The organism is Pseudomonas izuensis, assembly GCF_009861505.1.
GTDB classification, from domain to species: domain Bacteria; phylum Pseudomonadota; class Gammaproteobacteria; order Pseudomonadales; family Pseudomonadaceae; genus Aquipseudomonas; species Aquipseudomonas izuensis.
Genome location: NZ_WTFT01000022.1, coordinates 69,250 through 94,214 on the forward strand (window position 1 = coordinate 69,250; position 24,965 = coordinate 94,214).

Below are 24,965 nucleotides of genomic sequence, written 5' to 3' on the forward strand. Positions count from 1 at the left end.
ATGAATACCGCACCTCTGTCGAACAACTCCTGGCAATACCGGGAACTGAACAGCCAGACGCCGAGCTTGAATGCCTTGTCGGATGCCCTGATAGAACTGGTCGAACGGGGCGAACCGATCGTTGCCGGTACCGCTGACCTGCAATACTCCAACGGCCTGTCAAAGTTCGCCGAATTGCACCCGGAAAAATTCGTGCAGTTCGGTATTTCCGAACAGAACATGGTGTCTGCCGCGGCCGGGATGGCGGCGGTGGGCATGAAGCCGTTCGTGGCGACCTTTGCATCCTTTCTGCCATTGCTGTGCTGCGAGCAGATCCGGATGGACGTGGCGTACTCAGCCTTGCCGGTGCGCCTGATCGGCCATCATGCCGGGATTTCCCTGGGCTTCTACGGCACCTCGCACCACGCCACCGAAGACCTGGCGATCATGCGTTCGATTGCCGATATCACGGTGGTTGCTCCAGCCGATGGGAATCAACTCAAGGCTGCGATACTCGCTTCGGCAAACTACCCGCAACCGATCTACTTTCGCATCCAGCGCGGGCGTGATCCGGTGGTGTACGAAACCGTTCCGGACTTTGTCTTCGGCAAGGCAACCGTGCACCTGACCGGCGATGAACTGACCATCATCGCGACCGGCTCAACAGTTCATCCGGCACTTGAAGCGGCGCGAGCCTTGAATGCCGCCGGGCGTTCGGTAGGCGTGATCGATATGACCACCATCAAGCCATTGGATCGTGAAGCGGTGCTGACCGCCGCGCGCAACAGCCGATCCATTCTTACCGTTGAAGAACACAACATCATTGGCGGTCTGGGTGGCGCTGTGTGTGAAGTGATCGCGGAGGAGGGTATTGGGGTGAAAGTGCGACGCCATGGTATTTACGACGAGTACAGTCTTATTGCGCCGCCGACTCACCTCTATCGGCATTACCGGCTGGATGCGGCGGGTATCGAAAGCGTAGCGCGGGAGGTGTTGGCCTAAGCCTTGATATCGGGCGAAGGCGTTTGACTGACGGTTTTCCCCTTTAGGCTCAATGGGCCTGACGTGCAGCGAGGGTCTTCATTGACGATGACCCTGGTTGCACGTTTTTTTATGGGTGTGATTTGCCTGGAAGAGAGCATTCGCCAGCGCATGAAAAAGCTCACCGAAGTGAGCTTTCAGAATCTCGACAGTCAGTGGGTATTACCATTGTACTCCGCTGTTTTCGATCCACTGCAAAATCGATTCGCGCTTGGGCTTCCAGCCGAGCAGCGTGCGCGCATTGACTGCCCGCACGCGGCTGTTGGAACCGATGGCAAAGCGCGCCCAATCTCCTAGCTTGGCGATGGCTTCATCAGCCGGCCAGCTTTGAATCTCGCCGCCAAAGCCAAGGGATTTGCTGATGGACGTAGCGATTTCGAGGAACGATGCTTCGCCGTTCTCGGCGAAGAACAACGAGGCCGATGGGGCCTTTTCGATTGCAAGGCGATAAAGCTCTGCCAGATCTTCGATGTGCACGTTGGACCAGCGATGCACCCCGGCCCCCATGTAGGCCCCGGCGCCATATTTTCGCGATTGCGCAAACAGCTTGGGCAGTTGATCGCTTTTTGCCGGCAACCCCAATGATTCACCGTAAATCATGGTCGGGCAAAACACGATGCTACGAATACCGTGTTCGACACCTGCGCGCCGCACGATCTGGTTGATGTGGACCCGATCCTTGCGGATGTCCATGGGTGTGAATGGCGTCTCGTCGGTGAAGATCTCGGCACGTTCATAAGAACCGCGAGCATCGTCACCCACAACACTTGAGCCTGAGGTGTGCAGCAGTACTTTTCCGCTGCCGCTCAGAGCGCTGATAAAGGTTTGTACCGAAGCCAGGTGATCCGAATTGGCCGCATTCACGACCGCGTCGGCAGCACGTGCCTGTTCGCTGAGAATAAAAGCGTCATCCAGGGTGCCGAGCACAGGGGTGATACCCAGCGCCAGTAGCGCACTGCGCTGTTCCGGGTTACGCAGCAGACCACTGACTTCATGCCCCGCATCTACCAGGTATTTGGCAACCGAACCGCCGATGTAACCGGTCACACCGGTAACGAAAATTTTCAATGTTCTGTCTCCTTCGCATCTTGAGTTTGCCCGGCCTTTACTTGAAACAAAGGCGCGGTCATTCCTGGTTAAGGAATCTCTTCACGATACGATGGGGTCCGTTTGTGAGCTAGACTGCTCTAACTACAAGTATCTGTGAATACAGTTCATGCTAAATCTCAAAGACATCAACCGCTCCGGCGAAATGGAAGTGTTCACCCGAGTCGTCAATGCCGGCACCTTCTCCGAGGCCGCCCGGCGTCTGGACATGTCACCCTCGGCGGTGAGCAAGCTGATCGCCCGTTTGGAAACGCGACTGGGTGCGCGTTTACTTCATCGCTCCACCCGACGCCTGGAGCTCACGGCCGAGGGCGAGCGTTTCAACAATGAATGCCTGCGGATTCTCGAGCTGATTGACTCTGCCGAGCGTGATATTGCCAATGTAGCCAAACCTAGCGGGCTGATTCAGGTCAATGCCAACCTTCCTTTTGGCCTGCATTGCCTGCTACCGCAATTGCCTGATTTTCTGGCGGCTTACCCGGACATCACCCTGAACGTGGAGCTGACCGATACCGTTGTGGATCTACTGGAACGACGCGCGGATGTCGCGATACGTACCGGCCCGATGAAGGAATCGAGCCTGGTCCAGCGTCGACTGGGTGAAAGCCGAATGATCACGGTGGCTTCACCGGCGTACATCGCACGATACGGTCAGCCGAAAACCCTGGATGACCTGCAGCGACATAATCGGCTGAGCTTTGGTTTTCATCGTCATTCGCAGGCCTGGGTTTATCGCGATGCCGAAGGCCAGCGCATCGAGATTGAACCCAAAGGCAATGCCTTGCTCAGTGATGGCGAGAGCATTCGCCAGTCTGCGCTGGCTGGATTGGGTATCGCTCGACTCGCGAGCTTCCATATCAATGCCGATATCGAGTCCGGGCGTTTGATGCCGCTGCTGGAGCAATTCAACAGCGGTGAAACCGAGGCCATTCATGCGGTGTTTATCGGCCCTGGACAGCAATTGCCCCATCGCGTCAGGGTTTTTATTGATTTTCTGTTGGAAAGGATTGGCCCGCATCTCAAACCTTAATGACGGCAGGTCAAGCACCCATTTTCAGAGTTTTGTTAAAGCAGTCTTCTGCAACCCTTGAAAGACTTCAGCCCGAGCCTGGGGCAAGATTTTGCGCATAACAACAAACAAGGCAGCTTTCATGGATTATCAACTGACTGGCAAAACCGCACTCATCACAGGCGGGGCGACAGGCATTGGCAAGGCCATCGCCCAACGCTTCATTCTCGAAGGTGCAAAGGTTGTCATTAGCGGGCTATTGGCAGACGAAGTGAATGCGGTGGTTGAAGAACTGGGCGACTCCTGTCAGGGCCTGGTTGCCGATCTGACACAGGACGGGGCGGCGGAGTGCCTGGTCAAGATGGCCCAGGCGTCCGGCCCGATTGACTTCCTGATCAATAATGTCGGGATATTCGAGGTCAGGGACTTTTTCGAAACGGACGATGCCCAGTGGTTTCATTACTTCAATGTCAATGTCATGAGCGGTGTGCGCATGACTCGCCTTGTCATGAGGGATATGCTCAATCGCGGGCACGGGTCGATCGTCTTTATCAGCAGTGAATCCGCCGTAAAGCCTCAGCCGTGGATGGTTCACTACGGCGCGATGAAAACCTGTCTGCTGGGTATTTCCAGGGCCCTGGCTGAGTTGACCAAAGGCACAGCGGTGCGCGTCAACTCGATACTGCCCGGGCCGACCTACACCGAGGCGGTCAAGCGTTATCACCGGGAAATCGCGGAAGAGAAGGGCATCTCGGCACAACAGGTGGTACACGATTATTTTGACGAAACCGAGCCGACATCCCTGATCAGACGCATGATCGAGCCCGAAGAGGTGGCCTGCAGCGTCCTGCACCTGGCAGCTTCGCCGGCGCTCAACGGCATGGCCATGCGCATTGAAGGTGGAACCATACGGTCGATACTTTAAAGCGGTACCCGCTCTCACGCCCTTGCGAAAGGACAGCACTTCACAGTGCTGTCCTCTTCTTGCCTATTCCGCATACAGGGCAGTCCGGGCCACCTCAGCGAAATAATGCGCACCGGTGGTCGTTACATTGCCGTTGAAATCGTACTTGGCGTTGTGGAAGGGAATACCCCTTCACCCGCCTTTTCGCCATGTTCACCGTAGGTGCGAATTCGTGGGAGTATTCGAACGAGGTCCTGTCACCGACCTTCCACAGGCCAGGTGTCGGACAGGCGATAGCCTGCGGGGAAGGGGTCTGACGGATCGAGCGTATGTTGATGTGTTCCGGTAATCCAGGCTTGCCCGGAGATGATTGGGCTTATGCCAGGCCGGTCGCCCACCCGCAATTCAGAATCAATGCGACAGTCGAATTCGGTGCCAAGGATCGACTTACCAATAAAGCGGTCACCTACCTTCATCCGGCCCTTGGCAAGCAACACCGCCATTCGCGCGGAACAACCCGTACCGCAAGGGGAGCGATCGACCTTCCCGGGACGGATAGCGACAGCATTGGCTGCTGTCAGCACTCCGTTTTTCATTTCAACCGGATTAGCGATCTGGCAAAAGGAAATATGGTTCCAGTCCGGGTTTTCAGGATGTGCGAAGCCTAATTGCTCGTTTGCCGCCTGAGTGATTTTCATGCCGTAATCGGCGATTTCCCGCGCCTCGTCAGGGGTGAGGGAGAAACCCAGTTTTTTGGCGTCGGTGATGACGAAGCTGTCACCGCCATAGGCCGTATCGACCAGTAGAGTGCCGATGCCCGGTACTTCGATAGTGACGTCGAGCTTATCGGCAAACGACGGTACGTTACGCACGCTGATGCGCTCTGCCTTACCATTGCGACAGGTCGCAACCACCTCGATCAATCCTCCTGGCGGTTCAAGGAACATGCGGGTTTGCGGTTCGACCATGGGAATGATGCCGGTCTCCAGCAGTACGGTCGCCACACACATGGAGTTGGAACCGGACATGGGCGGCGTGTCGCACGGCTCCATGATGATCCAGCCGATGTGCGCCTTCGGATGCTTGGGAGGCACCAGCAAATTGACATGCCGGAACACCCCACCGCGGGGTTCGTTCAAGACAAAGTTGCGCAGGGTTTGATCGGTTTCGATGAACTGGCGCTGATCCCAAATGGTTTCCCCAGGAGGGGGCGCGACGCCGCCGACAATGACGTCGCCCACTTCACCGGCAGCATGGCAACTGACGACATGGATGACTTTGGATGATCGCATGATATTTCCTCCGGGAACTCATGGGCGCATGCCGCCCAGGCAGTATTGAAAACACAAAAATTGAAAGCGGCTGCCATGGCGGTTGTTAATCGCAAGACGAAGTCCGCTGATAAGCCAGAATTGCTGCCGCAAGGTCTTCAACCGATGCGCCAACCGATTTGAACATCGTCATGGCCTGGGCAGGATCCTTCAGGGCAGAACGGCCGGCATGTTTGTCAGCACACAGTTCGCTGAACTCGGCGATGACATCGGATTCGGTGATGACGCCGTTGCGAATCGGCTGGATCAGGTCACCGGTCTCTGCGAGAGCGCCTTCGCGGGTGTCGACGAAAATGTTGCAGCTTGCCGCGACGTCGTCGTCCACTTCGCGCATGGTCGGTGTGAAGCTGCCGACCAGATCCAGATGCACCCCCGGCTGCAACCATTGACCCTTGATCACCGGTTCGGTGGCCAACGTCGCGCAGCTGATGATGTCGGCAACCGCGGCGGCAGTGGGCAGTTCCTGGAGTGTCACCGCCTGCGCCTGGAGTCCCTGGGCGCGCAGGTCGTTGGCGAATGCTCTTGCTGCTTCGATGTTGCGGTCATAAACCAGCACCTCTTCCAGATCGCGAACCGAGCGGTGAGCACTGACCAGATAACGGCCCATGCGCCCAGCCCCAACCATCAGCAAGCGTTTCGAATTGGCACGTGACAGATAACGTGAGGCCAGGGCTGAAGCGGCGGCGGTGCGACGGGCTGTCAGTTCGTTGCCGTCAAACTGACCCAGCGGCAAACCGGTTTTTGCGCAGCTCAGGAGGTAGTGGCTGCTGAGACCTGGCTGGCCTTTGGCATTGTTGCCGGGGAACACGGTGACTTGCTTGACCCCCAGGTATTCACCTTCGATCCAGGCCGGCATCAGCAGCAACATGGCGGTGGGGTCGCCTGGAACTTCGATTTTGTGGTGGTGACGTACAGGGGAGTGCACGGTGCGCGTGAAGATATCGGACAACGCATCCATCAACGCGTCCCAAGGCAGTGCGTCGGCCAGTTGTTGGGCATTCAAATACATGAGAAACACTCGACATTGGAGGAGGGAAAATGCAGTGCTTGCGCGATTGCTGCCAGCAATCGTGGCTGCCATTCGATGATTGCTTTCAGCGTTGGGGCGGCGGGCAAATCGTCGCTGAAGCACCCAGTGGCTCGCCGGCAATCACCCAGTCAGAAGCCGCCACATCCGTGAAGGTAATGGTCACGTCCTTGGGCGCAGAGCCAAGGACTCTGGCGAAGGCAGCAGTAATCTCACGCGCCAGTTGGTGTTTTTTTTCATCCTGCCGTCCGGTGAGCATTTCAATTCTTACAATTGGCATTCCAGGGTTCTCCTGAGTATTCGAGTCGCGAGCTTCAAAGGCGCGGATGTGTCAGACCCGTATCAAAGAATCAGCATGTACTCATTGGTGGTCGCTACCCACATCAGGTCGTGGACAACGGATCTGACGTCGTCACGCCTGCCAGTTTTCAGTGCGCGCTTCTGATGGCCGTCGACTTCGTCAGTGCCTCTGTATGTCTGCGATTTGTCGCCTACGTTTTTTTTTGGGTTTTGCATGCAGGGCTTCTCCTGTTGTTTTTATAGGTAGAGGTGCAGCGCAAATGCTGCCGTTAGCCGCTTGACACCGGATGAGTCAAACTCTAGATTGAATATCGTATACGTTAAGTATGGTGTCAACGAGTTTTTAGGGGCTGATGGGTAGCGTCAGCCACCCAGGCAAGGCTGAATCACCTGACAGACCGGCCGATGGTAAGCTGTGATCTGATATAGAATACGTTATTCGATCGTAGCTTCCCGATTGCACACATGGAGTTCAAATTGCCTCTAAGTCCTGCAGATCTGCCTTCACTTGGCTCAGCGCCAACGGCGTCCGACATCATCGCCAATCACATTCGCGAGGCGATCATCACTGGCGACTTCGACGAAGGCGAACCGATTCGCCAGGACGACGTCGCCAAACTTTTCGATGTCAGCAAAATCCCGGTGCGCGAGGCTCTGAAACGGCTCGAAGCCGAGGGCCTGGTCGAGTTTCAACGCAACCGCGGCGCCGTTGTCAAAAGCATTTCAGAGCCGGAAATTGCGCAGATCTTCGAAGTCCGGGCGATGCTGGAGTCCAGCGCACTGAAACTGTCCGTGCCGTTGATGACCGAAGCAACCTTCAAGAGAGCCGAGCAGTATTGTGACGAATTCGCCCAAGAGACGAATGTTGCACGCTGGGCAGAACTCAACTGGCAGTTTCATTCCTGTCTGTACGAGGATGCCAATCGACCATTCCTGATGAACCTCATCCGCTCGGTCAATGACCGTATTGAGCGCTACTTGAGAATTCAGCTGACGCTTTCCGGTGGTACAGGGGTTGATGATCGCGAACATCGGCAAATCCTCGCAGCGTGCCGCAAGGGCGATGCCGATGAAGCCGCCGAGTTGCTGCGTCAGCACATCACCAAGGCCTGCGAGTCTCTGCTGACCAATATCCGTAAGTAAATCCAACCGTTACACGCCGTGCATCGCCGTAGCCTTCGCTGCGGCGAATTGGTTTTGGTGATATGTGTATACGATATCCTAAAATATCTCGATTTAATGCTGCCTTAAGGGGGGACACATGGCGCCTGTTCATTCTTCTGAGCACCCTCGTCTGTTTTCAGAAAGGGTCGTTGTTGTGGGTGGGGGTATCGTCGGGATCTGTTGCGCCCTGTATCTGCAGAGGGAAGGCTATGCGGTAATGTTGATCGACCCGGCGGCGGCGGGTGACAGCACAGCCAAATGGAGTTGCGGGCAGATGGCAATCGGCGAAGTGATTCCACTCTCAAGGCCGGGCGTGATGCAGAAAATACCGGGTTGGCTGCTCGATCAGAAGGGGCCGCTGGCGTTAAGAGCAAGCGCGCTGCCGGGCATGCTGCCGTGGTTCCTGAGGTTTCTGGCGTGTGCCCGGCAGGCCAAAACGGAGGAAATTGCCCAGGACATTGCCAGCCTTACTCACCATGTCCACGCTGATTACGCGCCATTGCTGCAGGCCTGTACCGAGCCGGCTCTGCTGCGTGAAAGTCCGGTAATCAAGCTGTTCGAGTCCGCTGCCGGCCTTGAGCAGGAGCGTCCCCATCTGGCGTTTCGCACGGCCCTGGGTTTCAAGGCAGAAGTACTCGATGCCGCCGCGATAGCCGATCTCGAACCGTCGTTGGCCGGTGCATTCAGCCATGGCTTGCTGTTCCCCGACTGGCGCTCGGTCAGTGATACCGAAGGTTTCATTACGGCGCTGACGCAAAGCTTTATCGATCAGGGCGGTGTTCGGGTGCGAGGTCAGGTCAAAAGGCTGGATGAGTTGGTCGATCATGCCAACGGCGTCTCACTCGCCAACGGTGAGCGTTACGCCGCTGATCATGTGGTGATTGCGGCAGGTGTCGGTTCGCGAGCGTTTTTTGATCAGCTTGGCGTACAGATTCCACTGGCCGGGATCGCCGGGTATCAGGTGCTTCTTCCGACACCGGAGGTGGCTGTACACCACTCGCTGATCTTTCCCGATGGCGGGTTTTGCGTCAGCCCGATGACCCGCGGCCTGCAAATCGGCGGCACTATGGAGTTTGCGCGGCCCAATGCCGAGCCGAACTTCAAGCGTGCCGAAATCATTCTTGAGAAGGCGCGAAAAATCCTTCCCCGCCTGCAACTGGACAACCTCGAATACGGTGTCGGCTACCGTCCGTACCTGCCCGACACCAAACCGGTGATCGATCGTAGTACCCGGTTATCGAATGTGTTCCTGGCGTTCGGTCATGGCCAGCTCGGCCTGACATTGGGCGCCACGACCGGACGACTCATCGCACAGATGGTCGCCGGCCGCACGCTTGCGCAAAACCTGGCCCCCTTCAGCGCCACGCGTTTTTCCTTGTGACATGAAAACGGCCGGCGCCCGGGTTATCCCTCTGACTTGCGCATGAAGTTCAGGCCGGCTGCTGCTGTGGCAAAGCCCCATTTCTCATAGAAAGGGACCATGTCATCCAGGCAGTAGAGTTCGCGGTGCTTGATGTCGACCAGCGCTGGATCGTTCAGCACGGTGTTCATCAACACACCGCCAAGGCCCGTCCCGCGCCATGTTTCCTTGACGATGATGTCGAAGATCATCGCTTTATAGACGCCGTCGGTCATCGCCCGGGCGAATGCGACGAGTTCGTCGTTGTGCGGGTCGATAAAAGCGAAGAGCGGGCCACCCGATTGCAGCATCTTTTCCACGTCTGCCTTGTTGCGCCCCTTGGTCCACCATTCGGTTTGAAAAAGCGCCACCAACTGCTCAATGTGTGAAGGGGTCAGCGATCGATGGAATTTCAGCTTGTCGGTGTCACGCGATAGGTTGTTCATGTCTGCTCCAGAATAGTGTTTGTGAGGTGGGTTGAATGTGTTTGTGGTGAAGGTCACGCGTTGGTGACCAGGTGCAACAGGTCCGCCAGTGTGTCTTCTGCAAGCGCAATACCCAGGGTTTGCGCGGCGTGCCGGTTCTTGTAGCGACGCTCACCCGGTAAGCGATCCTGACCGGCTTCGATCAATTGCTTGCAGAGCACCGCCGCACGCTGGCTGAAGTCGGTTAAGCCGCCGCGATTCGGATCGATAACGATCAACAGTTGTCCGGCCTTCGGCGTCTGCGCGCCAACGCAATGGCCGAAATCGTTTTCGAACGACAATTGCCCTCCGGTCAATGCACCTGCCAACAGTTCGACCATGAGAGCAATCGAGGAGCCCTTGTACCCTCCGAACGTATTCAGTGCTCCGCCGGCCAGCACCGCATGGGGATCGGTGGTGGCGGCACCTGAACTGTCGACGCCGGCACCGGGCGGGAGCGGTTTGTTGTCGAGCGCATGAAGCCGGACTTCACCGTTGGCCATGACGCTGGTTGCCTGATCCACCACTAGCGGATCGGCGTTGGCTACCGGTATGGCAAAGGCAATCGGATTGGTGCCGAAAACCGCAGTGTGACCACCATGCGGGACGACATTGGCCAGACCGTTGACGAAGCTGATAGCGACAAGCCCTTTGCGGGCAAACGGTTCAACGTCCGGCCAGAGCGCACTGAAGTGATGGGAGTTGCGAATGGCAACGACGACCACGCCAGTGCGTTCGATCGCTTCATCAATAGCACTCGCGGAGGCGGCCAGTGCTGGTTGTGCGAATCCGTTCCGGGCATCGATGCGGATGAATGAGGGACTGACAACGTTCACCTCGGCTTCAGCTTGCCCATCCACCCAGCCGCTCTTCAACGAGGCCGCATAACCGGGCATGCGGAAGATGCCGTGGCTAAGGGCGCCATCTTGTTCGCAGCCTGCACAATTGGCGGCCAGAATATTGGCGACGTACGCAGTCGTCCCATGGCATATGAAGATTTCCTTCAGCAGCGCTGTGAGTTCGTCGAAGTCCATGCGCACTAAGCGGTGTTCGTCTGTCATGGTGTCAATCACCTGTTGAAGGAAGATGGGAGCGGGGTGGGTACGACAGCGAGTCATCAGTACTGCGTGAAGTCGCGAGGAATTTGCGCAAACAGTTTTCCAGCAGACGCGATACGTTGTTGTCGTAATGGTTGTGCGACAGGCTGCCGCAAAACGTGATGGAGCCGACCGAGAACAGGCCGCCGCCATTTTCATCGATGCCGTAGACGATGTTGGAACGGATGCCTCCATAAGGTCGCGGGCCGCCGTCAAAGACGCCCGGAAGCAGCAGCTCTTCGAAGGTGGTTTCGAAGGTCGGGCCATGACCTTCGGAGGCGGCAATCACCGTCACGAAATCCGGGGTTCCCAGATCCGAACAGACCTGGTCGATCTCGAAGCCGGCAGCACCGCCTCCCGAAAGGCCGAAGTCGCCGATTTTTTCCTCGGGGTGAATACCCTCGAACAGGAAGGCCAATTCACTGTGAAACGATTCCGGGGTGCGGACGTAATACGTTCCCTCGAACGCGCCTTCAGCGGTGAAACCCACGCCGGCGACTTGTTGTGGTGCTATGCCGTTGCGGCGCCACAGTCCCCCGTACTCGCCATCGAGTTGGTGGTAATACTCGCCGGGTTGGCTGGCCCAAACCCGCATGCCACCTTCCGCCCGGCGGACCTCGATCATGTGCGGGTGACTTGGGTCGCGGCCGATTTTCCAATAGAAGCCATTACCGCCGAGGTACATCAGTTTTCCGCCGCCTTTTCGATAGGCGATCAGCGCTTCCAGCGTGCGGCGTGTGTGATATTCAGGCTGGGTGCCGGTCAGCACGACATCGTAGTGCGCCAGGGCATCCACACCTTTACGGTCGAGGTCCTCATCGGTGATGACATCAAATTCGAAGCCCTTGGCTTTCAACCAGTCCGTCAGGTGTGAGTCCGATGCGAAGCCACGCATACCCGATCCATTCTCGTCGGGGTAGACCAGATAGCCCGGACGCATAGTCAAGATCGGCCGCAGTCGGGACGAAAGGGTTATCCCCGAGCCATCCGGGTGGCGGTTGTAGTTTGAGTACCCAAAGGCGCCCACCACATCCGGATTATGCGGATAGGCACTCCATTCCCTGACCCGGTTTTGCAGCGCGCCAGCGAATGTTCCGCGAGCATGGTTCGCGTAGGCCATGTAGGTGAATGTGGGTGCCAGAAAGAGGATTTTGCGGCGGGGCGAGTCACCGCCAGGCAGCACGTAGAAGGGGATGGTGTCGCTGCCAGACGGGTTCTCGATCAGCAGTCCATAGACCCCCGATGGGATGTTCGCCGGCACGCGGATTGCCAGGGTAGTACTCCACTGGCAGTCGCTCAGATCATCGGCGTGAAAGGCGATGGCTGCGTATTCATCAGGCGCGTTTTTCCAGTCCATGTTGCGCCCGGACCAGGCCGAAGACCGCACGCCACGCGTCGGCATGTTGACCAAGGTGAGATGACGCGAGGGATCAATGTCATTTTCAACCGTTTGCTTGGGCACATCCTTTGCGAAAGACCAGCGCGCAAGCACCTCAGTGTCAGGTGTCGCGCCCGTCCGCGAGCGGGTCAAGCAGGGCGCTTCGATAGAGCCGTTGAAGCAATCAACGGGATGGCCGCGCCAGATTGCGGCGAGACACAGGTGACTGGTGTCCTTGAGGGGGACTTGAAACCCCTCCAGCCGGGTGCTGACTTCGGCGGTTTTTCGACCACCCACGAGCGTCGAGCGAATGACGACGTCCTGCGGACCGAAGCAGATTTCCAGGTGGCTCCATCGGTTTCTTTCCAGGTGAGTGTCGAGCACTTGGTGGACGGGCATTCCCAGCCTTTTTATATGCAGCGTTCCTTGGTTGAGCGCTACTGCGAAGCCGTTCGTTCCAGTTTCATCCTGCAGTGAGCAAATCACTTGGTCGGTGGAACTGACCAGTGTGGGTTTGATGAGCAGCGACAGCGTCAGGTCGTGTGCGTCGCGGAGGGAGGGCAGGGGGCCGATGGCGCAGGAACCGAGGTAGGTCTTTTGCTCGGACGCGCGATAGCTTTGCTCCAGGCCGAAGTCCACTTCCGCGCTTTTGAGGCCAGGGCCCTGTGGATTGGGATCGCAGCAGTCCAACCTCACGACTTTGGCGCAGATGTCCCGATCACCTGTCGAGGAAATTTTGAATTCGAGCAGTTCTCCGGGCTGGGCGCTCAACGGCGTTACGTAGCCAATCACTGCCGGGAAATCGATATCTGAATGGGCCATACACCTGCTACCTGATGTTTTATAGAATATCGTATACCATTTTTCTGCTGTCAACGACATCATCGCGTACGCATCTCGCCGTTCTGTTTCTTCTTTAAATGCACCTGCTTTATTCACCTCCTGGTGTTGCCTCGATGGACAGAGCTGGGTAATTAGACAGTTGACGCAATTCGTTTATCGTATACCATATCTGAAATGGCGGCTAATCCACGCCATTGACCCGCTTTCGCAACCCAGAGATATGGAGACTACGAATGCAGTACGAACGATCATTTGCCACTGTGGAGCTGCACACGAGCGGGGAAACATTCCGCCTCGTCACCCAGGGACTACCAAAAGTGCCAGGCGCCACCATTGTCGAGCGCAGCACCTGGCTGCAACACAACGCCGATCACTACCGGCGTGCACTGATGCTTGAACCTCGCGGCCACAAGGATTTGTATGGTGGTTTCCTCACTGAGCCTGTGAGTGCAGAAGCCGATTTCGGCGTGATTTTCCTCAATAACATGGGCTACAGCCCTCACTGCGGGCACGGTGTTATCGCGCTGGCAACGGCTGCCGTGGAGTTGGGCTGGATTGAGCGAAAATCTCCAGAGACCCGCGTAGGCATTGACGCGCCCTGTGGCTTCATCGAGGCGTTTGTCGAATGGGATGGCACCCGGACGGGCGCGGTACGTTTCGTCAACGTGGCGTCATTCATTTTCGAGCGGGATGTGACGGTGACCACTCCGACTTTCGGCAAGGTCACGGGTGATATCGCCTACGGTGGCGCGACCTATTTCTATGTCGATGGCCGGCCGCACAATATCGCCATTCGCGAGAAAGACCTGTCGACGATTACCCAGTTCGGCTATGAAATCAAAACCGCGATCAATGCCCGCGGTGCTTTTGTCCATCCCGAAATCCCGGAATTCAACGACGTGTACGGCGTCATGGTGTATGGCGATCCGCGTCACGAGGGTTCCACCCAGGCCAACTGCTGTGTGTATGCGGACCGGGCGATTGACCGATCCCCGACCGGTTCGGGCACCGCGGGCCGAGTGGCACAACTTTATCTGCGCGGGGAACTGTCGGCTGCCGATGCGCTGGTCAACGAGTCCATCATCGGCACCGTGTTCAAAGGTCGCGTGCTCAGCGAAACCATGGTCGGCCCGTTGGACGCCGTCATCCCTGAAGTGAGCGGAAAGGCCCATATCTGTGGCTTCGCCAACTGGATCATCGACGAGACGGATCCACTGACCTACGGTTTTCTAGTCCAGTGAGACCAACAATAACGATCTAAGAGTTGTAATTTTACTGCCCCGATAATACGTATACGATATCCAGGATACGCTAAAATAAGCGTATCTTGTTTCTGAGTTCAGCCAACAAACGAGGGGAACAAAATGCGCATCAACCAACTTATCCTGGCCGCAGCTTTTGCTGCTTTGGCTACCACCGCCGTTCATGCAGACCAGTTGGACGATATCATTTCGTCGGGCAAGCTGCGCTGTGCGGTAGAGCTTGATTTCCCGCCCAACGGTTCCCGTGACAAGGACAACAAGCCGATCGGCTTCGACGTGGATTATTGCAACGATATGGCTGCCGCCCTTGGCGTTAAGGCTGAAATCGTCGACACCCCGGATCCGGATCGTATCCCTGCGGTTCTGTCTGGTCGTGCGGATGTGGGCATCGCCGTGGCTTCTGACACGCTTGAACGTGCAAGAACGATCGGCTTCTCGATTCCCTATTTCGTCTTCAACACGATCATTCTTGCCCGCGAAGATTCCGGCATTAAAGGCGCCGAGGACTTCAAGGGACATACAGTGGGCGGCCCGGCAGGGGCCTACGAAACGACCGCTCTGAAAGAGACGGTGCAAAAGATCAATGATCCGGCAACCAAGATGCTGACCTTCCAGTCCCAGTCGGACAGCTTTCTGGCACTCAGCCAGAAGAAGATCGATGCAACGTACACCACCGCGACGATCGCCACCCACGTCATCAAATCGGGGAAATATCCGGGTCTGAAGATCGTCGGTGATGCTCCTGTCGACCCTGACTACTGTGCGTTTCTCGTGCAGCGCCAGGAACAAGGACTGCTCAACTACGTGAATCTTTTCCTCAACCGCCAGGTTCGCTCCGGTCGATATGCCGAACTCTATGCGAAATGGGTGGGAACAGAAGGCGGGCCGGCTCCGGATCTGACTGTCAAAGGTACCTATCGTTAAGGAAAGCGGGGCATTCGTTCCGGAAAAACAAAAACCTTTCGTTTAAAAAAAGGTAATCGTATGTCTTATACCTTCCAGTGGCGCCCGGTTCTGGAGTCGCTTCCGGAGATGTTGTCGGGAGCGCTAGTGACCTTGGAGATTGCCACACTGGCGATGGCAATTGGTACGGTGATAGCCGTCCTGTTGGCGCTTGCTAAAAGATCGGGTAACAAAACCCTTTCGGGTCTGGCCAGCGTGTGGATTGAAACGGCGCGTAACACGCCAGGGCTGTTTCAGATTTACATGGTCTATTTCGGGCTGGGCTCCATTGGAGTTGGTATCGACTCTTACTATGCACTCCTGCTCGGTATCACGTTCAACAACGCAGGCTACCTGGCAGAAACTTTCCGGGGCGGCTTCTCCGCTGTTCCGGAAACTCAGGTACGCGCCGCTCGCTCGTTGGGCATGGGGGCGGCCCAGACGCTATGGCATATCGTGCTTCCGCAGATGTTGCGGGCGGTGTTCCATGCCATGACCAACCAGATGGTCTGGTCAATTCTGATGACTTCCCTCGGTACTATCGTTGGTCTGACGAGCGACCTGACAGGTGTTACTCAGCAACTTAATGTCATGACTTATCGGACATTCGAGTACTTCTTCGTCGCGGCTTGCCTGTACTACCTGATATCGAAAATATTCACGATTTGCGCGCGGCTATTCGCTTGGCGCCTGTTTCGTTATTGAGAGGTGCGCCATGTTTTTTGAAGGGACATTAGCGTGGAGCGACATCCTGTTTTTATTGAAGGGTGCTGTTGTCACAATCGCTATTACTTTGGCAGCGGTCGGCATAGGCACTTTGTTCGGCACGTTGTTCGGTCTGATTAGAGCCGGTGCCGCGTGGTGGATCAGTTCTCCCATTGGCTGGGTTCTGGATATCTTCCGTTCGGTGCCGCTGTTGATTCAATTGGTCATATTCAATTCATTCAACAGCATGTTTCGCCTGAACTGGCCAACCTATGTGGTTGCGTGCATTTGCCTCGGCGTTTATGCCGCTGCGCTATGTACCGAGATTGTCAGGAGCGGGGTGGCGGCAGTCCCGACCACAACGCGCCGCGCCGCTCGATCACTAGGTTTGAGTTGGCGGCAGGAAGTGGTTTCGATCACGTTGCCTATCGCTACCAGGATTGTATTCCCGAGTTGGATCGGCTTGGCCCTCGGGATAATGAAAGATACCTCACTTGTTTTGTGGATCGGCATCATTGAACTGTTACGCAGTTCCCAGATTGTCACAACCCGCGTTCAGGAGCCATTAACGATCCTGGCAGTTACCGGTGTGATCTACTTCTTGATGAGCTTCCCCATTGCGAGACTCGGCGCTCGGCTTGAGAAAAGGTGGCAAATACAATGATTAAAATTGAAGACGTACATAAACACTTTGGTGCCTTGCATGTTCTCAAGGGTGTCAGCCTGAGCGTGAACAAGGGCGAAGTGTTATCGATGATCGGTGGTTCGGGTTCCGGCAAGTCGACCATGCTGATGTGTATCAATGGTCTGGAAGATATCCAGCAAGGTCGTATCAGTGTCGATGGCATTCACGTCCATTCGAAAAAAACAGATCTTAATAAACTTCGGCAAAAGATCGGCATTGTATTTCAGCAATGGAATGCCTTTCCCCATATGACAGTTCTCGAGAACGTGATGCTTGCCCCGCGAAAAGTCCTGGGCAAATCGAAGCAGGAGGCCGAGGCGATCGCTGTCGAAAAACTCAGACATGTGGGACTGGGTGAGAAGCTGACGACTTTTCCATCGCGTCTGTCGGGCGGGCAACAGCAGCGGATGGCGATCGCACGCGCGCTGGCGATGTCGCCGGACTACATGCTATTCGATGAGGTGACGTCTGCGCTGGACCCGCAACTCGTTGGTGAGGTGCTGGATACCTTGCGCATGTTGTCCCATGAAGGGATGACCATGATCGTGGTCACCCATGAAATGCGTTTCGCCCGCGAGGTTTCGGACCGTGTCGCGTTCTTCCATAAAGGGCAGATCCACGAGTTAGGGAGTCCCGAACAGATCTTCGACTGTCCGGAAAAAGCTGAAACAGCAAACTTTCTATGCTCGGTACTCTGAAGATCACGCTCTTGCAATGAGAGCGGCGAATACCGCGGTTACTGGTTGATGTAGTAACCGCGGTTGTGGCGCGCATAGCGTCATTTTACCTGGTGGCAACCATTGTCTTTTAGCACGCCGAAGTTGCCAGGAATGTCGCATTTACGCGTCTTCAATTCGGTCCATGACCGCTCCATTTTCCTTTTAACGGTTTCCTTGGCTGGGCTCTAATAATGGCGACTACCCTCGGTGTGAAACTCGACGACCTGACCCGTGAACGTCTCAAATCTGCCGCTGCATCGATTGATCGAACGCCGCATTGGTTAATCAAGCAGGCGCTCTTCAATTGTCTGGAGAAGCTTGAAGGCGGAGTCACGCTGGATGAGCTGCTCGGCACGCACCTCGGCGATCCGGAAGTACAAGGTGAAGTATTGGTGGAGACGGCCTGTCAGCCTTTCCTGGATCTGGCGGAAAACATCCATCCGCAGTCGGTGCTCAGAGCGGCGATTACGTCAGCCTATCGACGGCCGGAAGAAGAGATGGTGCCGATGCTGTTGGAGCAAGCACGGTTGCCTCCGCAGATGGCCTCATCGACAACCAGACTGGCCGCCGGCATTGCCGAAAAGCTGCGCAATCAGAAGAACGCCAGCGGGCGGGCGGGGCTCGTGCAAGGTTTGCTTCAGGAGTTCTCGCTTTCATCGCAGGAGGGCGTCGCCTTGATGTGCCTTGCTGAAGCGCTCCTGCGCATTCCGGACAAGGGCACCCGAGATGCGTTGATCCGCGACAAAGTCAGCAATGGCAACTGGCAGACGCATATCGGTAAAAGTGGCTCGCTCTTCGTGAACGCGGCGACATGGGGGCTTTTGTTGACCGGGAAACTGGTCGCCACCCACAGCGAAACCGGCATGACTTCGACGCTCACGCGCATTATCGGCAAAGGCGGGGAGCCGTTGATCCGCAAAGGCGTGGACATGGCGATGCGGGTCATGGGCGAGCAGTTTGTCACCGGCGAAACCATCGCCCAGGCGCTGGCCAATGCCACACGATTCGAGTCCAAGGGCTTTCGCTATTCCTACGACATGCTGGGCGAAGCCGCCCTGACCGAGCACGACGCACAAAAGTACCTGGCGTCCTACACCCAAGCCATCCATGCCATCGGCAAGGCTTCACACGGGCGGGGAATCTACGAAGGGCCAGGCATCTCCATCAAGCTCTCGGCACTGCACCCGCGCTACAGCCGCGCGCAATATGATCGCGTGATGGCCGAGCTTTATCCGCGCCTGCTTTCGTTGACGCTGTTGGCCAAGCGTTACGACATCGGTTTGAACATCGACGCTGAAGAGGCCGATCGCCTGGAGCTGTCGCTGGACCTGCTCGAGCGGCTTTGCTTCGAACCGGAACTGGCAGGCTGGAACGGCATCGGTTTTGTCATTCAGGCTTATCAGAAACGCTGCCCCTATGTGATCGACTGTGTGATCGATCTGGCCCGCCGAAGCCGTCATCGCCTGATGATCCGGCTGGTGAAGGGCGCGTACTGGGACAGTGAAATCAAGCGTGCTCAAGTCGAGGGGCTTGAAGGTTATCCGGTCTATACCCGCAAGGTGTATACCGACGTTTCCTACATCGCATGTGCACGTAAACTGCTGGCGGTCCCTGAAGCCATTTATCCGCAATTTGCGACGCACAATGCCCATACGCTGTCAGCGATTTACCACATCGCGGGCCAGAACTATTACCCCGGGCAATATGAGTTCCAATGCCTGCACGGCATGGGCGAACCGCTCTATGAACAGGTCGTCGGCATGGTGTCCGAAGGCAAGCTGAACAGGCCTTGCCGCGTCTATGCCCCCGTAGGAACCCATGAAACGCTCCTGGCGTATCTGGTTCGCCGTCTACTCGAAAATGGCGCGAACACGTCATTCGTCAACCGCATCGCCGACCATTCGATCACCATTCAGGAGTTGATTGCCGATCCAGTGCTGACGGTGGATGCGATGGCCTTTGAGGATGGAACCTATGGTCTGCCTCATCCAAAAATTCCTTTGCCACGGGATTTGTACGGTGCGGATCGAGCAAACTCCGCCGGGATCGACCTGGCGAATGAACATCGCCTGGCCTCACTCTCTTGTGCGTTGCTCGCCACGGCAAACACTGAGTGGACGGCTGCGCCGATGTTAGGCGGAGTTGGTCGATCCGGTGATCTGAAGCCAGTCTGCAATCCTTCGGATTTGCGTGACGTAGTCGGTCGCGTTCAGCCGGCTGATCTTGAGGATGTTGAACAGGCGCTAGGATATGCGATCAGCGCCGCCCCTATCTGGCAGGCAACGCCTGTTAGCGAGCGCGCTCAAATACTGGAGCGGGCAGCGGATCTGATGGAGGCTGACATTCAACCGCTCATGGGGTTACTGGTGCGAGAGGCCGGTAAAACCTTCGCCAATGCCATTGCCGAAGTGCGAGAGGCTGTCGACTTTCTTCGATATTACGCGGTGCAAGCGCGCAGGGATTTTACCAATGATGCCCATCGGCCATTGGGCCCGGTCGTATGCATCAGCCCCTGGAACTTCCCGCTGGCGATTTTTACCGGACAGGTTGCTGCCGCATTGGCGGCCGGCAATCCAGTGCTGGCCAAGCCAGCTGAGCAAACTTCATTGATCGCCGCACAAGCCGTGCGCATCTTGCTCGAGGCTGGTATTCCAAGTGGTGTGCTGCAGCTTTTGCCGGGTCGTGGCAGTGTCATTGGTGCAGCGTTGATCAGTGATGACCGGGTCAAAGGTGTCATGTTTACCGGGTCGACGGAGGTCGCCCGCCTGCTGCAAAAAAATATCGCCGGGCGCCTCGACGTCCTGGGCCGTCCGGTTCCGTTGATTGCGGAAACGGGTGGGCAGAACGCAATGATCGTCGATTCATCCGCTTTGACCGAGCAAGTCGTCATTGACGTTGTGGCTTCTGCGTTCGACAGCGCCGGTCAGCGCTGCTCTGCTCTGAGGGTGCTGTGCCTTCAGGCCGACTCGGCGGATCGAGTGATCGAGATGTTGAAGGGCGCGATGGCTGAATGCAGGCAAGGCAACCCGGACAGGCTATGTGTGGATATCGGGCCGGTGATCGATGCAGAGGCGAAAGCGGGCATCGACAAGCACATTGAAAGCATGCGCGCCAAAGGTCGCTCGGTTTACCAGACCTCGATCATGGCCGGTGAGGATTTTCGACGAGGCACATTCGTACAGCCGACACTGATCGAGTTGGAAAGTATCGACGAACTGGAGCGAGAAATCTTCGGGCCTGTACTCCACGTCGTCCGTTACAGCCGCAAGAATCTGGATCAATTGATCCAGCACATCAATGGTTCAGGGTATGGGCTGACACTGGGCGTACACACACGCATCGACGAAACCATAACCAAGATCGTTGGCAATGTTCACGCAGGCAATGTCTATGTGAACCGCAACATTGTGGGGGCAGTGGTCGGTGTTCAGCCATTCGGTGGGGAAGGATTGTCTGGTACCGGCCCGAAGGCTGGTGGGCCGCTCTATATGTACCGCCTTCTTTCGACAAGACCGGAACATGCCGTATCCAAGGCGTTTGTTGAGTCTGATGGGCAAAACGTTCCAGAGAAGAGCGGTCGGGCAGATTTACTTTTGCCGTTGAAATTCCTGGCCGATTGGGCTCATGCCGAGAAAAAAGATGTACTGCATATGCAGTGCAAGAAATTCGAAGTCGAATCTCAAAGCGGACTGACACGTGTGCTGACCGGGCCTACGGGAGAACGAAACACCTACACCATACTTCCTCGGGCTCGTGTCCTGTGTATCGGCGATACGGAAGAGGATTTGCTGGTGCAACTGGCGGCCGTGCTTTCAGTCGGCAGCAAAGTCCTGTGGGGAGAAAGTCCACGAACAAAGGCTTTGTTCAGCAAACTTCCTGAAGTTGTGCAGCGCGCTATCTGCAGAGTGACTGACTGGAACAATGGAACGGTGGAGTTCGACGCGGTTCTGCATCATGGGCATTCGGACCAGTTGCGGCACTTTTGCCAACTGATCGCTTCCCGGTCAGGGGCAATTATCAGCGTTCATGGCCTGTCTCCAGGTGAGTGCGACATTCCACTGGAGAGACTGGTTATCGAACGGGCTGTCAGTATCAACACGGCTGCAGCGGGTGGTAATGCAAGTCTGATGACCATCGGTTAATCGGGGGAAGGGGCTGACATGGAAAGTTGGCCTCTTGATGTGCAATTTCTGAAACCAACGAACTCCATACGTAGGAACAGTGATGTTCAGACCAGTGCTGGCCTTGATGAACCGGGCGCGATACTCCAGTCTCCTGGTACTGGCCCGTCCATTCTAAATGTTGGTGACACCGTTTTACTTTCTGCTGAACGCCTACGCACACAGGGTTATTTGTCGTTCAAAAATTACCACTTGGCACCACCGTCCCTCACCTAAGTCTTTGCTTCTGCTCACTAATCCTCCAGAATCGCGCCCCTGTTTCGGCCGGGCGCTGCCTGTCGGGTATTCCGACGCGTTCTGGCCGGGTGGCAAGTGACCGGAATGTGGAGATCCCACCGGATGAATGATCAGGCCAATAGCGTTAACGAACGCTATGTAGCAGCAACACCAGCAACCCTTTCGAGCTGGAATCGCCAAGACACCACCTGGATGCTGGGCCTGTTTGGCACGGCGATTGGTGCAGGAACCCTGTTTTTGCCGATCAACGCGGGCCTGGGCGGATTCTGGCCGCTGCTGGTCCTGGCGCTGCTGGCGTTCCCGATGACCTTCTACGCACACCGCGGCCTGACCCGCTTCGTGCTGTCGGGCCGCGAAGGTGCCGACATCACCGAAGTGGTGGAAGAGCATTTTGGCCTAAAGGCCGGCGCATTGATCACGTTGCTGTATTTCTTCGCGATCTTCCCGATCCTGTTGATCTACAGCGTGGCCCTGACCAACACCGTGGGCAGCTTCCTCGAACACCAACTGCACATCATGCCGCCACCGCGCGCGGTGCTGTCGCTGGTGCTGATCCTCGGCCTGCTGGCGGTCGTGCGCTGCGGTGAGCAAATGATCGTCAAGGCCATGAGCCTGATGGTGTACCCGTTCATCGTCGCACTGCTGTTCCTGGCGGTGTTCCTGATTCCGCACTGGAACGGCGGCATCCTGACCACGGCCAGCACGTTGCCTGAGCCGTCGGCGCTGTTACACACCCTTTGGCTGGCAATCCCGGTGATGGTGTTCTCGTTCAACCATTCGCCGATCATCTCGGCGTTCGCGGTGGACCAGAAGCGTCGTTACGGTGACCACGCCGAACAGCGCAGCTCGCAAATCCTGTCCCGCGCCCACGCCTTGATGGTGGTGATGGTGCTGTTCTTCGTCTTCAGTTGCGTGCTGACCCTGTCGCCGGCGCAACTGGCCGAAGCGAAAGCGCAGAATCTGTCGATCCTGTCGTACCTGGCCAACCACTTCAGCAACCCGACCATCGCCTTCGCGGCACCGTTGATTGCGTTCGTGGCCATTTCCAAGTCGTTCCTGGGGCACTACATCGGCGCCAGCGAAGGTCTCAAGGGCCTGATCGTCAAAAGCGGCAAGCGTCCGTCCGCCAAGACCCTGGACCGCATGACCGCCGCTTTCATGCTGGTGGTGTGCTGGATCGTCGCCACGCTGAACCCGAGCATCCTCGGCATGATCGAAACCCTCGGCGGCCCGGTGATCGCAGCGATCCTGTTCCTGATGCCGATGTATGCCATCCGCAAGGTGCCAGCCATGGCGCGTTATCGCGGTCAGGCGTCGAACGTGTTTGTGGTGGCGGTAGGTCTGGTGGCGATCAGCGCGTTGATCTACTCCTTGACCGCGTGATCGACCGGCCTGCTCGCGCAGTGCCGGATTGACAGCTACAGTGGCCGCTGCACGTGTTACGTGCAGCGGTTTTTTTTCGCCTGGAGACACCGGATTGTCGAGCGCCTTACCGCCCAACCCTGTTGAACCACCCAATCGCTGGCAGGACCTGCTGGCAGGTTTGTCGATTGCCGGCCTGCTGCTGCCCGAGGCAGTCGCTTATTCAGGCATCGCCGCACTGGCGCCCCAGGCCGGGGTGATCGCCCTGTTCGCTGGGTTGCTGTGTTATGGCCTGTTCGGCACCAGCCGCTTCGCCATTGTCTCGGCCACCTCATCCTCCGCCGCCGTACTGGCCGCCGCGACCGCCACCCTGGCCAATGGCGACCCGCAATTGCGCTCGACCCTGGCCTTCAGTCTGGTGCTGGTGACCGGGGCGTTTTTCTTGCTGGCCGGGCTGTTCAAGCTCGGCAGCGTGACGTCGTTCATCGCCAAACCGGTGCTGCGCGGTTTTGCCTTTGGCCTGGCGCTGACCATCATTCTCAAGCAGGTCGCCAGCGTGGTTGGTGTGCATTTGACCGATGCCAACCTGGTGCGCTTTTTGCCGCAACTGCTGGAGCAATTGCCGAAATGGAACTGGGCGGCGGCTGGCGTCGGTGCCGTGGCATTGGTTTTGTTATGGCTGTTCGCGCGGTTTCCACGCCTGCCAGGTGGTTTGTTGGTGGTGGTCATCGGCATTGCGGCGGGGCAGGGGATGGACCTGCCGGCTTATGGCGTGAAGCTGATCGGCGTGATCGACCTGAGCCTGGAGGTGCCGGCGCTGCCGGTACTGCCGTTTGCCGACTGGTTGCGTCTGGGTGAACTGGCGTTCGCCATGGTAATGATTCTGTATGCGGAGTCTTATGGCTCGATCAGTGCCTATGCGCTCAAGCACGGAGATCGCGTCACCTCGAATCGCGACCTGCTGGCGCTGGGGGCCAGCAACCTGTTGTCCGGACTGTTCCACGGCATGCCGGCCGGCGCGGGGTATTCGGCCACGTCGGCCAATGAGGCGGCGGGCGCCACTTCGCGCTTGGCCGGCATCGTGGCGGCGCTGGTAGTGCTGGTCATTGTCCTGACGGTACTGCCGTACATCGCCCTGACCCCGGAGCCTATCCTCGCCGCCATCGTCGTCCATGCCCTGGGACGCGGCTTGAGCCTGCAGCCGCTGGGGCGGTATTTCATCTGGCGCCGTGACCGTCTGCTGGTGATCTGCGCCGTGGGTGCGGTGTTGGTGCTGGGGGTGCTGGACGGCTTGCTGGTGGCCGTGGCGATCAGTGTGTTGCTGATGCTCAAGCAGATGTCGGCGGCGGATATCCAGATACTGGGGCGCATCGATGGCGGTCACGACTTTGTCGACCTGCAACGCCATCCAACGGCGCAAACGGTACCAGGGGTGTTGATTGTCCGTCCGGGTGAAGCGTTGTTCTTTGCCAACGTCGAGCGGATTCTTGGCGGCGCCTTGCGCTTGATCCGGCATTCGCAAGCGCCGATTCATACGGTGATTCTCAGTTTGGAAGAGTCGCCGGATCTGGATGGCACCAGTATTGAGGCGATGCAGGAGTTTTTTGTTCGGGTGCATGGGGAGGGCAAGCGGTTGATTCTGGCGCGTCTCAAGGACAGTGCCGAATCCGTGTTGGCTGCGTTGCCTGAGGTGAAGGCCTGCAATGTGATGTTGAGCGGGTTGAGTGTGGATGGTGCTGTTCAACAGGCCCTTCAGCCTACCGCATAACCTGTGAGCAGAACCTGTGGGAGCAAAGCTTGCTCGCGATGGCGTCTTTCCTGACGAACCG

At 57.2% G+C, this 24,965-nt stretch carries 20 protein-coding genes; 13 read left to right on the forward strand and 7 right to left on the reverse strand.

Translation table 11 applies throughout. The features are described from left to right. The gene (locus GPL81_RS19130) at positions 1-981 is read left to right on the forward strand and encodes a transketolase family protein (protein ID WP_160107974.1); all 981 of its coding nucleotides are present in this window, start codon (positions 1-3) and stop codon (positions 979-981) included. Between the two features lie 201 nt (positions 982-1,182). On the opposite strand, the gene GPL81_RS19135 is transcribed toward GPL81_RS19130, so the two are convergent. Continuing rightward, on the reverse strand, positions 1,183-2,088 hold the full coding sequence (locus GPL81_RS19135; RefSeq protein ID WP_160107975.1) for an NAD-dependent epimerase/dehydratase family protein: 906 nt from the start codon (positions 2,086-2,088) through the stop codon (positions 1,183-1,185). Between the two features lie 148 nt (positions 2,089-2,236). Here GPL81_RS19135 and GPL81_RS19140 point away from each other — a divergent pair, with 148 nt between their 5' ends. Both GPL81_RS19140 and GPL81_RS19145 read left to right on the forward strand, forming a co-directional pair. Next, positions 2,237-3,157 (forward strand): LysR family transcriptional regulator, encoded by a 921-nt coding sequence (locus GPL81_RS19140; RefSeq protein WP_160107976.1) that lies wholly within the window; start codon positions 2,237-2,239, stop codon positions 3,155-3,157. A 121-nt stretch (positions 3,158-3,278) separates the two neighbouring features. Continuing rightward, positions 3,279-4,061, forward strand: a complete 783-nt coding sequence (locus GPL81_RS19145; RefSeq protein WP_160107977.1) for an SDR family NAD(P)-dependent oxidoreductase — start codon at positions 3,279-3,281, stop codon at positions 4,059-4,061. 236 nt (positions 4,062-4,297) lie between these two features. Here the strand turns inward: GPL81_RS19145 and GPL81_RS19150 are convergent, their stop codons facing one another. The 3 genes from GPL81_RS19150 to GPL81_RS19160 form a co-directional block, all read right to left on the reverse strand. Then, a complete protein-coding gene (locus GPL81_RS19150) occupies positions 4,298-5,332 on the reverse strand; it encodes a trans-3-hydroxy-L-proline dehydratase (protein WP_160107978.1) in 1,035 nt (344 codons plus the stop codon). Positions 5,333-5,417: 85 nt separating this feature from the next. After that, entirely contained in the window at positions 5,418-6,380 is a 963-nt protein-coding gene (gene lhpI / locus GPL81_RS19155) for a bifunctional Delta(1)-pyrroline-2-carboxylate/Delta(1)-piperideine-2-carboxylate reductase (protein ID WP_160107979.1), read from the reverse strand. A gap of 85 nt (positions 6,381-6,465) precedes the next feature. Continuing rightward, positions 6,466-6,726 (reverse strand): tautomerase family protein, encoded by a 261-nt coding sequence (locus GPL81_RS19160; protein WP_281355066.1) that lies wholly within the window; start codon positions 6,724-6,726, stop codon positions 6,466-6,468. A 437-nt stretch (positions 6,727-7,163) separates the two neighbouring features. On the opposite strand from GPL81_RS19160, the gene GPL81_RS19165 reads away from it, so the two are divergent. Next, a complete protein-coding gene (locus tag GPL81_RS19165; RefSeq protein WP_246218948.1) occupies positions 7,164-7,841 on the forward strand; it encodes a GntR family transcriptional regulator in 678 nt (225 codons plus the stop codon). A 118-nt stretch (positions 7,842-7,959) separates the two neighbouring features. After that, a complete protein-coding gene (locus GPL81_RS19170) occupies positions 7,960-9,243 on the forward strand; it encodes an NAD(P)/FAD-dependent oxidoreductase (RefSeq protein ID WP_160107981.1) in 1,284 nt (427 codons plus the stop codon). Between the two features lie 23 nt (positions 9,244-9,266). Here the strand turns inward: GPL81_RS19170 and GPL81_RS19175 are convergent, their stop codons facing one another. The 3 genes from GPL81_RS19175 to GPL81_RS19185 are packed head-to-tail and all read right to left on the reverse strand — an operon-like array spanning position 9,267 to position 13,022. Continuing rightward, positions 9,267-9,707 (reverse strand): GNAT family N-acetyltransferase, encoded by a 441-nt coding sequence (locus tag GPL81_RS19175; RefSeq protein ID WP_160107982.1) that lies wholly within the window; start codon positions 9,705-9,707, stop codon positions 9,267-9,269. Positions 9,708-9,760: 53 nt separating this feature from the next. After that, entirely contained in the window at positions 9,761-10,786 is a 1,026-nt protein-coding gene (locus tag GPL81_RS19180; protein WP_178122613.1) for an Ldh family oxidoreductase, read from the reverse strand. A 4-nt stretch (positions 10,787-10,790) separates the two neighbouring features. Further along, positions 10,791-13,022, reverse strand: coding sequence for a N,N-dimethylformamidase beta subunit family domain-containing protein (locus tag GPL81_RS19185; RefSeq protein ID WP_160107983.1), 2,232 nt, complete (start codon positions 13,020-13,022; stop codon positions 10,791-10,793). A 254-nt stretch (positions 13,023-13,276) separates the two neighbouring features. On the opposite strand from GPL81_RS19185, the gene lhpH reads away from it, so the two are divergent. From lhpH to GPL81_RS19225, 8 genes are all read left to right on the forward strand, one after another. Then, positions 13,277-14,284, forward strand: coding sequence for a trans-3-hydroxy-L-proline dehydratase (lhpH, locus tag GPL81_RS19190; protein WP_160107984.1), 1,008 nt, complete (start codon positions 13,277-13,279; stop codon positions 14,282-14,284). 123 nt (positions 14,285-14,407) lie between these two features. Next, the gene (locus GPL81_RS19195) at positions 14,408-15,229 is read left to right on the forward strand and encodes a transporter substrate-binding domain-containing protein (protein ID WP_160107985.1); all 822 of its coding nucleotides are present in this window, start codon (positions 14,408-14,410) and stop codon (positions 15,227-15,229) included. Positions 15,230-15,289: 60 nt separating this feature from the next. Further along, complete coding sequence (locus GPL81_RS19200) at positions 15,290-15,952, forward strand: amino acid ABC transporter permease (protein ID WP_160107986.1); 663 nt, start codon at positions 15,290-15,292, stop codon at positions 15,950-15,952. 10 nt (positions 15,953-15,962) lie between these two features. Further along, complete coding sequence (locus GPL81_RS19205; protein ID WP_160107987.1) at positions 15,963-16,616, forward strand: amino acid ABC transporter permease; 654 nt, start codon at positions 15,963-15,965, stop codon at positions 16,614-16,616. Then, positions 16,613-17,335, forward strand: a complete 723-nt coding sequence (locus GPL81_RS19210; RefSeq protein ID WP_160107988.1) for an amino acid ABC transporter ATP-binding protein — start codon at positions 16,613-16,615, stop codon at positions 17,333-17,335. The genes GPL81_RS19205 and GPL81_RS19210 overlap by 4 nt, the downstream gene beginning before the upstream one ends. A 209-nt stretch (positions 17,336-17,544) precedes the next feature. Beyond that, on the forward strand, positions 17,545-21,498 hold the full coding sequence (gene putA / locus GPL81_RS19215) for a trifunctional transcriptional regulator/proline dehydrogenase/L-glutamate gamma-semialdehyde dehydrogenase (RefSeq protein WP_160108052.1): 3,954 nt from the start codon (positions 17,545-17,547) through the stop codon (positions 21,496-21,498). Positions 21,499-21,876: 378 nt separating this feature from the next. Beyond that, a complete protein-coding gene (locus tag GPL81_RS19220; RefSeq protein ID WP_096510959.1) occupies positions 21,877-23,157 on the forward strand; it encodes a serine/threonine transporter in 1,281 nt (426 codons plus the stop codon). 94 nt (positions 23,158-23,251) lie between these two features. Beyond that, positions 23,252-24,904 (forward strand): SulP family inorganic anion transporter, encoded by a 1,653-nt coding sequence (locus GPL81_RS19225; RefSeq protein WP_160107989.1) that lies wholly within the window; start codon positions 23,252-23,254, stop codon positions 24,902-24,904. Positions 24,905-24,965: the final 61 nt, after the last annotated feature.